Raw genomic sequence first — 12565 nt, forward strand, 5'->3', positions numbered from 1 at the left:
ACCACGAGGGCGTACGCGATCTCCTACGCCCTCGTGGCGTCGCATACGCCCTCGCGGGCCGGGCGCGAGCGCGGGTACGTGCGGGTGCGCGGGTGCGGGCGGCGGTCAGAGCGCCGGGACGACGCGGTACCGCCGGTTCGCCAGTGACGGGTTCGAGGCCCGCACGCCCGCCAGCGCCTCCGGGTCGAGGTCGACCGTCCGCAGCTCCGGGTCCGCGCCGAGCTCCAGGCCCACGACCCCGTCCGGGCCGACGACCAGCGACCGGCCCACCACGCCCGGACCCGCCTGGCCGACCGCCACCACGACCGCGGTGTTCTCGATCGCCCGCGCGGTGGCGAGCGTCCGCCAGTGCAGCTCCTTGAGCGGGCCCGCGGCCCACGCGGCAGGCACGAGCAGCACGTCAGCGCCGGCGTCGACCACCCGGCGGGCCGACTCGGGGAACCGCAGGTCGTAGCAGGTCAGCACGCCGAGGCGGACCCCGGCGACGTCCAGGACCAGCGGGGGCGCGTCGGCGGGGCCGGGCTCGAGCCGGTCGGACTCCCGGTGCCCGAAGGCGTCGTACAGGTGCACCTTGCGGTACACGCCGACCAGCTCACCGGACGCGTCGACCGCGACGACGGCGTTCACCGCGCGCGGCGGCGCGCCCCCGTCGCCGCCCGAGCCCGTTCCGGTACCGGTGCCCGTGCCGGGCAGCGTCGTGCCCGCGACCACGGCGACCCCGTCCTGCGCCGCCCGCTCACGCAGCAGCGTGACGAACGGGCCGTCCAGCGGCTCGGCGTGCTCCCGGCCGGTCCCCCGCGGGTCGAGCCCCGAGGCGTACTCCGGCAGCACCAGCACGTCCGCCCGCGCGCGCGACGCCGTGTCGAACGCCCGGCGCACCACCTCGCGGTTCGCGGCGTGGTCCTCGCTCACGCGGAGCTGGCCGAGGGTGACCCGGACCGCCGGCCGCACCGGGGGCGGGGTGCTGGTCACGGCCCGACCGGCGGGTCGTCCGTCGCGGCCGCCTCGCGGGCGGCGTCGGCCTCGTCGCGGCGGCGCGCGTTCCGGTCGACCACCCGCAGGTGCCGGACCAGCGAGTACCCGAGCCCGATCACGGCCGCGGCGACCGCGAACGTGACGAGGAACCCGAGGAGCCCCGGCGAGGTCTGGTCCTCCGGCGGGATCTCCAGGGTGGACGGGGACGGCGAGGGCGTCGGGGACAGCGGCAGGCCCGCGGGCAGCACCGCCCCGAGCTGCAGGGCCGCGCCGTGCGCGGTGTGCGCCAGGGCGGTCAGCGTCGCGGCGCTCATGCCAGCGCCTCCCGCACCCCGGCGAACAGGTCGTCCTCGGGCAGCGTGGTCGGCACGCGGGACTCCGCGAGCTCGTACTCCTCGGTCGGCCAGACCTCGAGCTCGAGGTCACGGGGCATCGCGAAGAAGAACCCCTCGGGGTCGATCTGGGTGGCGTGCGCGCGCAGCGCGGCGTCGCGGGCGTCGAAGTACCCGTCGACGGGGACCAGCGTCGTGACCTCGCGCTCCGGGATCTCGCGCGCGGCGCGCGACTCGACCCACTCGCCGAACGGGGACTCGAGCCCGCGCTCGGTCATCGCCTCGTGCGCGGCCCGGATCCGGGCCATCGAGAAGCCGTGGTTGTAGTAGAGCTTGAGCGGCGTCCACGGCTCGCCGGCGCCGCGGTAGCGCTCGGGGTCGCCCGCGGCGTGGAACGCCTCGAACGCGACCCGGTGGCACATGATGTGGTCCGGGTGGGGGTAGCCGCCCGTGGGGTCGTACGTGGTGATGACGTGCGGCCGGAACTCGCGCACGAGCTCCACCAGGGGACGCGACGCCTCCTCGAGCGGCTGCAGCGCGAAGCACCCCTCCGGCAGCGGCGGCAGCGGGTCGCCCTCCGGCAGCCCGGAGTCGACGAACCCCAGCCAGTGCTGCCGGACGCCGAGGGCGGCGGCCGCCGCGGCCATCTCGACCCGGCGGACGGCGCGCATCTCCTCGATGCCGCCCTCCACCGGCGGGTGGTGCGGGTTGAGCACGTCGCCGCGCTCCCCGCCGGTGCACGTGACCACGAGCACGTCGACGCCCTCGGCGGCGTACCGGGCGGTGGTCGCCGCGCCCTTGCTCGACTCGTCGTCCGGGTGGGCGTGCACGGCCATCAGGCGCAGCTGCTCGGTCACGGTGTCTGGCGGTCCTCTCCTCGTCGCCGGTCGCTGCCCGGCGCGAGACAATGATCCCCCACCCCACCGACACCGTGCACCGCCGCGCCCGACGCGGCCGCCGGCCGGCAGCCCGACGAACCGCCTGACGAGCACCCTGGAGGACCCGTGACCGCAGCACCGACGCCGGCACCCCCCGCCGGCCGGTACGGACGCGTGACCACCCCGGGGCGGCGGCGCGCCGCCCGGATCGCGGTCGTGGCCCTCGCCGTGGTCGGCGTCGCGGTGGTGGTCTGGATCGGGCTCGGCCGCGCCGCGACGCCGGTGCGCTGGGACGAGGTCGGCTACCGGGTGGACGGCTCCACGGCCACCTCGATCACCTTCGACGTCACCAAGGACGCGGACGCGACGGTCGTGTGCCGGGTGCAGGCCCTCTCCGAGCGGTACGCCGAGGTCGGCGTCCAGTCCGTCACCGTCGGCCCGGCCGGGACCGCGACCCAGCGGGTCACCGCGACGATCCCGACCGCGCAGCTCGCCGTGACGGCCGTCGTGGAGTCCTGCGAGCTCGCCTGACCCGCGCGCTCCCGCGTGTTTCCGGGGCGTTCGCACGTCGGAGCCGGGCCCTGCGGGCGCCGCGTTGCTATGCTTGCCGATTCATACGCCGCCCCGGACCGACGTCGACCCGACGTCACCGCAGGTCGACGCGACCGCGAGGTGTGACGGCGTTCCCGCTCACGCACCGCGCAGCCGCGCCCGCCTGACCGGGTCGACGACGAGAGCGCACGCCCCGGACGGGGCGGCGACACGCAGGAAGGGAGTGGACGTGACCGACACGACGCAGGCCGCCACCTGGCTGACGCAGGAGGCCTACGACCGCCTGAAGGCCGAGCTCGAGCACCTCGAGGGGCCGGGACGCGCCGAGGTCACCGAGCGCATCGCCGCCGCCCGTGACGAGGGCGACCTCAAGGAGAACGGCGGCTACCACGCCGCGCGCGAGGAGCAGGCGAAGCAGGAGGCCCGCATCCGCGAGCTGAAGGAGAAGCTCCGCAACGTCCAGATCGGCACCCCTCCCGACGACGGCGTGGTCGAGCCGGGCATGGTCGTGACGGCCGAGGTCGCGGGCGACGAGATGGTGTTCCTGCTGGGCTCGCGCGAGATCGCCGGCTCCGCGGACATCGAGGTCTTCTCCCCGACGTCGCCGCTGGGCGCGTCGATCATGGGCCGCAAGGTCGGCGACACGGTGACGTACACGGCCCCGAACGGCCGCGAGATCCCGGTCGAGGTCAAGGACGCCAAGCCCTTCGTCGGCTGACCTCCCCGGCCCTCGGCGGCCGAGGTCGAGGGTCTTGCGCGGATGACGGGCCTCAGACCCTCGACCTCGGCGCAAACCCTCGACCTCGGCCTCCGGGGGGCAGCAGGGGCCAGCGGGTCAGTGCTCCGCGAGGCGGAAGCCCTGGTCGCGCAGGTGCTGGAGCACGCGGGCGCAGTGCTCGGGGCCCTTGGTCTCGACCTGGACCTCGATCTCGACCTCGTCGATCTCCAGGTCCACGCCGGTGCGCACGTGTGACACGTGCATGACGTTCGCGCCGGCGGACGCCAGCTCGCGCAGCAGGGCGGCCAGCGCGCCGGGGGTGTCGTGCACCCGCACCCGCAGCTGGAGGTAGCGGCCGGACACCGCGAGGCCGTGCCGGACCACGCGCAGCAGCACCAGGGGGTCGATGTTGCCACCGGACAGCACGACGACCACCGGGCCCTCGAGGTCCCCCGGCGGCGCCGCCATCACGGCCGCGACGCCCGCGGCGCCCGAGGGCTCCACCAGCAGCTTCGCGCGCTCCGCGACCAGCAGCAGCGCGCGGGACAGGTCCTCCTCGGACACCGTGCGGATCTCGCACCCGTGCCGCTGCAGCAGGTCGAACGGCACGCGGCCCGGGGTGCCCACCGCGATGCCGTCGGCCATCGTGTGGAGCTCGGCGGCGCGCACGGGCTCCCCCGCGGCGAGCGACGCCGGGTAGGCGGCGGCGCGCGCGGCCTGCACGCCGATCACCCGGACGTCGGGCGCGAGCTCCGCCACCGCGGCCTGCACACCCGCGGTGAGCCCGCCCCCGCCGAGCGGGACGACGATGGTGCGCACGTCCGGCACCTGCTCGAGGACCTCCAGGGCGAGCGTGGCCTGCCCGGCGACGATGTCCTCGTGGTCGAACGGGTGGATCAGCACCCGACCGGTCCGGTCGGCCTCCGCGCGGGCCTCGACCAGCGCCTCGTCGACGCCGTGGCCGTGCAGCCGGACCTCGGCGCCGTACTCCCGGGTCGCGGCGATCTTCGGCAGCGCCGCGTCGACGGGCATGTAGACGACGGCGTCGAGGCCGAGCAGCTGCGCGGCCAGCGCGACGCCCTGCGCGTGGTTGCCGGCGCTGGCCGCGACGACGCCGCGGGCCTTCTCCTCCGCGGACAGCCGGGCCATCCGCACGTACGCGCCGCGGATCTTGAACGAGCCCGCGCGCTGCAGGTTCTCGCACTTGAGCAGCACGCGCGTGCCGGCGATCTGGCTGAGGGCCCGGGAGGACTCCACGGGGGTGCGGGTCGCCACGCCGTCCAGCAGGCGTGCGGCAGCGCGGGCGTCGTCGAGGAAGGTCACGTGCGTATCCTTCACCGACCGGACGTCGGCCGGCTCGCACCGCGCCGCGCGCCGCCCGCCGCGGCCGCCTCACGGAGCCGGGCGAACCGGCCCGGTGGCCGCTGCGTGACGTGGTCCTCGACGCCCAGGTCGGGGAACTTGTCGTGCCCGTGCAGGTAGAGGAGCACGGTGTTCGCGACGGCCGCGATCGGCACGGCGAGCAGCGCCCCGACGATCCCCGCGGCGAGCGAGCCCGCGGACACGACCAGCAGCACGGCGACGGGGTGCAGCGACACCGCGTGCCCCATGAGGAACGGCTGCAGCACGTGGCCCTCGATCTGCTGGACCAGCAGCACCACGCCGAGCATGATCAGCGCGACCACGGGGCCCTGCGACACCAGCGCGACCAGGACGGCCACGGCGCCGGTCGCGATCGCCCCGACGAACGGGATGAACGAGCCGACGAACACCAGCGTCGCGAGCGGCACCGCCAGCGGCACGCCGAGGACCGCGGCGCCGATGCCGATGCCGGTCGCGTCGACGAACGCCACGAGGATCTGCGTGCGGGTGTAGGCGGACAGCGTGACGATGCCGCGCCGCCCGGCCTGGTGCACCCGCTCGCGGACGCCCGCGGGCAGCAGCCCGACGAGCCACGACCAGATGGTGCGCCCGTCGAGCAGGAAGAAGAACGTGCAGAACAGGGTCACCAGCGTGCCGGCGGCGACGTGGCCGACGGTCGTGGTCACGGACAGGGCGCCGGACAGCAGCGTGCTGGCGTTCTGGGTGACCTGGTCGCGGCCCTGCTGGACGAGGTCGTCGACCTGCGTGGCGCTGACGCCGAGCGGGCCGTCGGACAGCCAGGCCAGCGCCTCGTCGAACCCGCTGGACGCCTGGTCGTAGAGGTCGCCGAAGCCGTTGCCGATCGACCGGCTCGCGAGCGTGACCAGCAGCGTGACCGCGCCGATCAGCAGCAGCACCGCGGTGATCGACGCGGCGACCCGCGGGAACCGCAGCACCCGCTGGAGCCACCGCACCACGGGCTGGAGCAGCACGGTGAGCAGCAGCGCGACCGCCACGGCCACGACCAGCACCTTGAAGAACGCGAGCGCCCAGACCAGCACCGCCGTCGCCGCGGCGATCAGCAGGAACCGCCAGGACCACGCCGCGGCCGCGCGCACCGCGGGCGACACCGACTGCTCCGCGGTCCACCCGGTCGGCGTGGACCCCGTCGCGAGGTCGCCCTCGTGCAGCACCGGCGGCGGCGCGGCAGCCGCGTCGACGGCGGCCTCGGTACCCGCGACGGCGGTACGGCGGGTGCCGCCGCGACCCCGGCGGGGCGTGGTCACGCCAGCGCCCGGACGAGGTCGGCGATCAGGTCCGCCTCGTCCTCGATGCCGACCGACAGGCGCACCAGGTCGTCGGGGACCTCGAGGTCCGTGCCCGCGACCGAGCCGTGCGTCATGCGCGCGGGCAGCTCGATCAGCGACTCGACGCCGCCGAGCGACTCCGCGAGCGTGAACACCCGGGTCCGGGCGCAGACCTGCGCGGCGCGCTCGGCGCTGCCCGCGCGGAACGACACCATGCCGCCGAACCCGGACATCTGCCGGGCGGCGACCTCGTGGTCCGGGTGGCTCGCCAGCCCCGGGTAGATCACGGCCGGCACGTCGTCGCGCTCCTCGAGGAACCGGGCGACGGCCGCGGCGTTCGCGCAGTGCCGGTCCATCCGCACGGCGAGCGTCTTCAGCCCGCGCAGCGTCAGCCACGCGTCGAACGGGCCCGCGACCGCGCCGGACGCGTTCTGGTGGAAGCCGACCGCGTCCGCGAGCGCCGTCCCGCCCGCGGGGCTCTCGAGCCCGACGGGGAGCTGGGCGCCGTCCGCGACGACGAGCGCGCCGCCGACCACGTCGGAGTGCCCGCCGATGTACTTGGTCGTGGAGTGCACGACGACGTCCGCGCCGAGCGCGAGCGGCTGCTGCAGGTACGGCGTGGCGAAGGTGTTGTCGACGACCAGCACCGCGCCCGCGGCCCGGGCGTGCGCGGACAGCGCGGGGATGTCGGAGACGCCCAGCAGCGGGTTCGTCGGGGTCTCGACCCAGATCAGCTTGGTCTGCCCCGGGCGGATCGCGGCGAGCACCGCGTCCGCGTCGGTCAGGTCGACCGGCGTGTGCTCGACGCCCCACGGCCCGAAGACGCGGGCGATCAGCCGGTACGTACCGCCGTACGCGTCGTCCGGGACCACGACGTGGTCGCCCGGTCGCAGCACGGCGCGCAGCAGGGTGTCCTCCGCGGCGAGGCCCGACGCGAACGCGAAGCCCGCGCCGCCGCCCTCGGCCGCCCGCAGCGCCTCCTCCAGCGCCGCGCGCGTCGGGTTGCCCGACCGCGAGTACTCGTAGCCGCCGCGCAGGCCGCCGACGCCGTCCTGCTTGTAGGTCGACACCTGGTAGATCGGGGTCACGACCGCGCCGGTGGTGGCGTCCGGGTCCTGGCCCGCGTGGATCGCCCGGGTCGCGAAGCCCGCCTGCGACCAGTCGCCGTGCTCGCCGTGCTCCGACAGGTCCGGGGTCTGCTGCTCGTCAGTCACGCCCCCAGGCTAGGCGCTCCGCGCCACGGGAACACGCGGACACCGCCGACGGTTGAGGCCGTCGGACCCGAGGAAGGGAGTCACCCATGAGCTGGCTGTTCGGATCGGCCCTCGCATCGACGATGGTCACCCCGGAGCGCGCCCTGACCGGCCGCGACGGCTACGCGTACACCGTCCCCACCACCCACACCGTGCTGGGGACGCCGCTGCAGGGCCCGTGGCCCGACGGCACCCGCACGATCACGCTGGGCATGGGCTGCTTCTGGGGCGCCGAGCGCATCTTCTGGCAGCTGCCGGGCGTCGTGACGACGTCGGTCGGCTACCAGGGCGGGTACACGCCGTACCCGACGTACGAGGAGACGTGCACGGCGCTGACCGGGCACGCCGAGGTCGTCCAGGTCGCCTACGACCCCGCCGTGGTGTCCGACGCCGACATCCTGCGGACGTTCTGGGAGTCCCACGACCCGACGCAGGGCTACCGGCAGGGCAACGACCGTGGCACGCAGTACCGGTCCACGGTCTACACGACGACGCCCGAGCAGGCCGCCGTCGCCGAGGAGACCCGCGCGGCGTACCAGGAGCGGCTGACCCGCGCCGGGTACGGCGAGATCACCACGGAGATCCGCACCGCCGACGAGGCGGGGCCGTACTACTTCGCCGAGGGCTACCACCAGCAGTACCTCGACAAGAACCCCGGTGGGTACTGCGGGATCGGCGGCACGGGCGTGTCCTGCCCGCGCCCCCTCGACGCCTGACCCGACCGACCCGCGACGCCCGGTCCCCCGCGGGGCCGGGCGTCGTCGTGCGCCCGGGACGTCCGGTCCGGCCCACGGGAACCGGCGGGTCTAGCGTGCGGGAGGTGAGCAGCCCCGCGCAGCACCACGCCGTCCTGCGCACGCTCGGCCCCGCCGAGGTGCGCGCCTACCTCACCGCCGGGTCCGGCCTGCCGGGGCCCCGCGCGGACCTCGGGCTGATGACCGCGTGCGCCGACGTCGCGCCCCCGGACCTCCTGCTGGCGCTCGCGGACGAGGCCGACGAGTACCTGCGGTGCTGCGGGACCGTCGGCGTCGGGCGGCTGCTGGCCGGGGCGCCCGACGACCCCGCCCTCGAGCGGCTGCTCCGCCAGCGTGCCGCCGACCCGTCCTGGCGGGTCCGTGAGGCCGCCGCGATGGCGCTCCAGCGCGTCGGCGACGCGGACCCCGCCGCGCTGCGGGGGCTCGTCGCCGCCTGGGTCGAGGACACCGACCCGCTGGTACGTCGTGCGGCCGTCGCCGGCGTGTGCGAGCCCCGGCTGCTGCACGACCCGGCGACCGCCGCCGCCGCGCTCGCCGCGTGCACCGCCGCGACCGCCGGGCTCGCCGCGCTCCCGGCGACCGCCCGGCGGCGCCCTGACGTCCGGACGCTGCGCCAGGCGCTCGGCTACTGCTGGAGCGTCGCCGTCGCGGCCGACCCCGCCGCGGGGCTGCCGGCGTTCCGCGCGTGGGAGGCGTCGACCGACCCCGACGTGGTGTGGGTCGTCCGCGAGAACGGCCGCAAGGCCCGGCTGGCCCGGCTGCTCGGCTGAGACGTCCCGTCGCCCGATCGGGCCGCCGGAAGCGCCCCCACCGCGGCCCCGTCCCGCTAGCGTCGGGAGGCATGCGCCCGACCGACGCCGCCGCCTCGCACGCCGACCGTCGCGACCGCCGCCGCGCCGCGGTCGCGCTGGCGATCGTCCTGCCCGCGCTCGTCGCGAGCGGCTGCGGACCCGAGACCGCCGCCCCGCCGGCGGCCGAGGTGGTCGCCAGCGGACCGGACTGCCTCGCACCCGACGTGCTCGCCGAGCTCGGCATCCAGCCGCCGCCGGGGCACGACCGGCCGGGTCCACGTGCCGGCGCGGTGCCCGCGGACTTCGAGCCCGTCGCCGCCGTCGAGTGCCGCGGACCGCTGAGCGGGCCCGTCGTCCTCGCCCCCGACCCCGCGCCCTCGATCCTGCTCGACCCGCCGTCGGTCGAGGACCTCGCCGCCGGGGAGAGCGATCTCGCCGGCCTCGTCGGGGTCGACGGGCCGGTCCCCGGCGAGCCGGGTGCCGATCCCGCCGAGCCGGGCGGGGACGCCGGGCCGTCGGAGCCGCCCGCGGTCACGGTCACCCAGGTCGAGCTGACCGGCGACCTCGACGCGCTGCTCGCCGTGCTGCGCCGACCGAGCGAGCTCCCCGGCCCCGACCAGGCCTGCCCCGCGATGTGGCAGTCGCAGCCGCAGGTCTACCTCGTCGACGGCGACGGCCGGGCCGTGCGCGTCGCGTGGCCGACCGACGGGTGCGGGTTCGCGCTCGACGGGGTGACCGCGCCCCTCGACCACCTGGCGGAGGGCGCGGTCACCCGGCTCACCCTGCCGACCGGCTGAGGCTCAATCCGCCGTCGCGAACGCGGTCAGCCCCAGCTGCACCGCGCGGTCGAACAGCTGCTCCCGCTCGTCGGCGGTCAGCTCCGGCCCGGGGAACGTGAAGTCGGAGATCGACAGCAGGGCCAGCGCCTTGCCGCGCTCGCGGTCGGCGACCGCGTACAGGCCGGCCGCCTCCATCTCGACGGCCAGCGTGCCGTGCTCGACCAGCGCCTGCGACACGTGCGGCCGGTCGGCGTAGAACACGTCGGACGTCAGCACCGGGCCGGCGTGCACCCGGGACCCCGGCGTGCCCTGGCCCGCGGCGAACGCGGCGGCGGCCAGCCCGAAGTCCGGGACGTGGGAGTAGTGGATCCCGCCGGGGATGCGGTTCGCGCTCACCGCGGAGTCCGTGTGCGCGGCCGTGGCGACCACCACGTCGCCGAGCTCCAGCTCGCGGGACATGCCGCCGGCCGTGCCGATCCGGATGATCCGCTGCACGCCGTAGAACCGGAACAGCTCGGTCGCGTAGATCGAGATCGACGGGACGCCCATGCCCGAGGCCATCACGGACACCGGCCGACCCTGCCACGTGCCCGTGTACCCGAGCACACCGCGCACCTCGGTCACCAGGCGGGCGTCCTCGAGCACGGTCTCGGCGATGCGGGTCGCGCGGCGCGGGTCGCCGGGCATGAGGACGTCCGGGGCGAAGTCACCGGGCTGGGCGGAGATGTGCGGCGTGGGCATGCGGGCTCCTCGGGCGGGGGTGGTTCAGGGACGGGACGGGACGGGGTCGGCCGTGGTGGGGTCGGCCGCAGCGGGCCGGACGCCACGACGCCGCCCGGCCCGCCGGTGGGCGGAGCGGGCGGCGTGGTGTGGCGTGGTGTCGGGTGTCAGTGCGTGCCGACGATGTCGACGACGAACACGAGCGTGTCGCCGCCCTTGATGCCGGCCTGCGGCACGCCGCGGTCGCCGTAGCCGAGGTGCGACGGGATCGACAGCAGCACGCGCGAGCCGACGGGCTGGCCGACCAGGCCCTCGTCCCAGCCGCCGATGACGGCGCCGACACCGATCGGGAAGCTGATCGAGGAGCCGCGGTCGTACGAGTTGTCGAACACGCCCCCGCCCCAGCTCTGGCCGAGGTAGTGCACCTCGAGGTCGTCGCCGGCCTCGACCAGCGGGCCGTCGCCGGGCGACAGGACCAGCACCTCGAGCTCGGCGGGCGCGGGGCCGTCGGGGAACGTCAGGGTCGGCTTCTCACCGAACGATCCGGTGGCCTCGGGCAGGGTGGCGGGCATGACGTCTCCTTGGTCGTGGGTGGTACGCCCCCATCCTGCCCGCTGCCACCGACGCGTCGCGAACGCGCGGCGTCGGTTAGCGTCGCAGGCGGCGGGCGACGCGCGCCCGCCGGGACAGGAGCACCGATGTCGCTGACCACCTGGGCCGGGAACCGCACCTACGCCGCCGCGCGCGTGCACGAGCCCCGCACCGTCGAGCAGGTGCAGGAGGTCGTCGCGGCCGCCCGGCACGTCCGGGCCCTCGGCACCCGGCACTGCTTCAACGATCTCGCGGACACCCCGCACGACCTGGTGCGCCTCGACGGCCTCGAGCCCGACGTCGTGCTCGACGAGCGGGCCCGCACCGTCACGGTCACCGGCGGCACCCGGTACGGCACCCTCGCGCGGGCGCTGCACCCGCGCGGCTGGGCGCTGCACAACCTCGCCTCGCTGCCGCACATCTCCGTCGCGGGCGCCGTCGCCACCGCGACCCACGGCTCCGGGGACCGCTCGCGGAACCTCGCCTCCGCCGTCGCCGGGCTGGACCTGGTGACCGCCGACGGGTCGCTGCTGCACCTCACCCGCGCCGACGCGGACCTCGCCGGCGCCGTCGTCGGCCTGGGGGCGCTGGGCGTGGTCGTGCGCGTGACCCTCGACGTCGAGCCCACCTACGACGTCGCGCAGGAGGTGCACACCGACCTGCCCTGGGACGCCGTGCTGGAGCACCTCGACGAGGTCACCGGGTCCGCGGACTCGGTCAGCCTGTTCACCGACTGGACCGGCCCCGCAGTGCGCCAGGTGTGGCGCAAGACCCGGGTCCCGGTCGGCGGCACCTACGAGCCGCGCACCGACCTGCTCGGCGCCGTGCCCGCGACCGGGCCCCTGCACCCGCTGCCCGGCATCGACCCCGTCAGCTGCACCCCGCAGCTCGGCGTGCCGGGGCCGTGGCACGAGCGGCTGCCGCACTTCCGGCTGGAGTTCACGCCGTCCAACGGCGACGAGCTGCAGTCCGAGTACCTGGTGCCCCGCGCACACGCGGTGGACGCGATCGAGGCGCTGCGGGCCCTCGGGCCGGTCGTCGCGCCACTGCTGCAGGTCGCGGAGATCCGCACCGTCGCCGCCGACGACCTCTGGCTCAGCAGCGCGTACGGCGGCGACCGCGTCGGCCTGCACTTCACCTGGCTGCCGCGCCAGCCCGAGGTCGAGGCGCTGCTGCCCCGCATCGAGTCGGCGCTCGCCCCGTTCGGCGCCCGCCCGCACTGGGGCAAGCTGTTCGCCGCCGTCGGCGCCCCCGGCTCCGACCCGGCCGACCTCTACCCGCGGCTGCCGGACTTCCGGTCCCTGGTGACCCGCCTGGACCCGACCGCCACCTTCGCCAACCCCTTCGTCACCCGCCACGTCCTGGCTTCCTGACCCATCACCCGGGCCCCGGACCCCCGGCCCCCGGCCGCCGACCGCCGCCGCCCCGGGTGGATCCACCCCGACGCCGAGTGGATCCACCCCGGCGTGGGGTGGACGAATCGTGTCCGCCGCGCCGCGCGTGTCGCACCGGGTGGATCCACCCCGGAGGACGGTGAGGGGTCGGGACGGTG

General features: G+C 76.1%; 14 protein-coding genes. 6 read left to right on the forward strand and 8 right to left on the reverse strand.

The annotated features are described in order from the left end of the window. Nucleotides 1-105 precede the first annotated feature (105 nt). The 3 genes from AC1VL8_RS00900 to mca are packed head-to-tail and all read right to left on the reverse strand — an operon-like array spanning nucleotide 106 to nucleotide 2143. A complete protein-coding gene (locus tag AC1VL8_RS00900; protein WP_483073760.1) occupies nucleotides 106-972 on the reverse strand; it encodes a carbon-nitrogen hydrolase family protein in 867 nt (288 codons plus the stop codon). Next, the gene (locus AC1VL8_RS00905) at nucleotides 969-1289 is read right to left on the reverse strand and encodes a hypothetical protein (protein ID WP_483073761.1); all 321 of its coding nucleotides are present in this window, start codon (nucleotides 1287-1289) and stop codon (nucleotides 969-971) included. The genes AC1VL8_RS00900 and AC1VL8_RS00905 overlap by 4 nt, the downstream gene beginning before the upstream one ends. Next, nucleotides 1286-2143, reverse strand: a complete 858-nt coding sequence (gene mca / locus AC1VL8_RS00910; protein ID WP_389232568.1) for a mycothiol conjugate amidase Mca — start codon at nucleotides 2141-2143, stop codon at nucleotides 1286-1288. Before mca ends, AC1VL8_RS00905 begins: the two co-directional genes overlap by 4 nt. 168 nt (nucleotides 2144-2311) lie before the next feature. Between mca and AC1VL8_RS00915 the strand changes: the two genes are divergently transcribed. Together AC1VL8_RS00915 and greA are read left to right on the forward strand one after the other, a co-directional pair. Next, a complete protein-coding gene (locus AC1VL8_RS00915; protein WP_483073762.1) occupies nucleotides 2312-2716 on the forward strand; it encodes a DUF4307 domain-containing protein in 405 nt (134 codons plus the stop codon). A 250-nt stretch (nucleotides 2717-2966) separates the two neighbouring features. Further along, a complete protein-coding gene (gene greA, locus AC1VL8_RS00920) occupies nucleotides 2967-3455 on the forward strand; it encodes a transcription elongation factor GreA (RefSeq protein ID WP_389231061.1) in 489 nt (162 codons plus the stop codon). A gap of 117 nt (nucleotides 3456-3572) precedes the next feature. On the opposite strand, the gene ilvA is transcribed toward greA, so the two are convergent. The 3 genes from ilvA to AC1VL8_RS00935 form a co-directional block, all read right to left on the reverse strand. After that, complete coding sequence (gene ilvA / locus AC1VL8_RS00925; protein WP_389231064.1) at nucleotides 3573-4778, reverse strand: threonine ammonia-lyase; 1206 nt, start codon at nucleotides 4776-4778, stop codon at nucleotides 3573-3575. Nucleotides 4779-4789: 11 nt separating this feature from the next. Beyond that, a complete protein-coding gene (locus tag AC1VL8_RS00930; RefSeq protein ID WP_483076165.1) occupies nucleotides 4790-6007 on the reverse strand; it encodes an AI-2E family transporter in 1218 nt (405 codons plus the stop codon). Between the two features lie 92 nt (nucleotides 6008-6099). Then, nucleotides 6100-7311 (reverse strand): cystathionine gamma-synthase, encoded by a 1212-nt coding sequence (locus AC1VL8_RS00935; protein WP_483076166.1) that lies wholly within the window; start codon nucleotides 7309-7311, stop codon nucleotides 6100-6102. Nucleotides 7312-7424: 113 nt separating this feature from the next. Between AC1VL8_RS00935 and msrA the strand changes: the two genes are divergently transcribed. The 3 genes from msrA (at nucleotide 7425) to AC1VL8_RS00950 (ending at nucleotide 9720) form a co-directional block, all read left to right on the forward strand. Further along, nucleotides 7425-8093, forward strand: a complete 669-nt coding sequence (gene msrA / locus AC1VL8_RS00940; RefSeq protein WP_389231067.1) for a peptide-methionine (S)-S-oxide reductase MsrA — start codon at nucleotides 7425-7427, stop codon at nucleotides 8091-8093. A gap of 104 nt (nucleotides 8094-8197) precedes the next feature. Next, nucleotides 8198-8902, forward strand: coding sequence for a HEAT repeat domain-containing protein (locus AC1VL8_RS00945; protein WP_483073763.1), 705 nt, complete (start codon nucleotides 8198-8200; stop codon nucleotides 8900-8902). A 71-nt stretch (nucleotides 8903-8973) separates the two neighbouring features. Beyond that, a complete protein-coding gene (locus AC1VL8_RS00950; RefSeq protein ID WP_483073764.1) occupies nucleotides 8974-9720 on the forward strand; it encodes a hypothetical protein in 747 nt (248 codons plus the stop codon). Nucleotides 9721-9723: 3 nt separating this feature from the next. On the opposite strand, the gene AC1VL8_RS00955 is transcribed toward AC1VL8_RS00950, so the two are convergent. Together AC1VL8_RS00955 and AC1VL8_RS00960 are read right to left on the reverse strand one after the other, a co-directional pair. Beyond that, a complete protein-coding gene (locus AC1VL8_RS00955; protein ID WP_483073765.1) occupies nucleotides 9724-10443 on the reverse strand; it encodes a purine-nucleoside phosphorylase in 720 nt (239 codons plus the stop codon). 146 nt (nucleotides 10444-10589) lie between these two features. After that, the gene (locus tag AC1VL8_RS00960; protein ID WP_389231077.1) at nucleotides 10590-10994 is read right to left on the reverse strand and encodes an FKBP-type peptidyl-prolyl cis-trans isomerase; all 405 of its coding nucleotides are present in this window, start codon (nucleotides 10992-10994) and stop codon (nucleotides 10590-10592) included. 126 nt (nucleotides 10995-11120) lie between these two features. Between AC1VL8_RS00960 and AC1VL8_RS00965 the strand changes: the two genes are divergently transcribed. Then, complete coding sequence (locus AC1VL8_RS00965; protein WP_483073766.1) at nucleotides 11121-12386, forward strand: FAD-binding protein; 1266 nt, start codon at nucleotides 11121-11123, stop codon at nucleotides 12384-12386. Nucleotides 12387-12565: the final 179 nt, after the last annotated feature.

It is taken from the genome of Cellulomonas sp. KU4C, assembly GCF_056868065.1.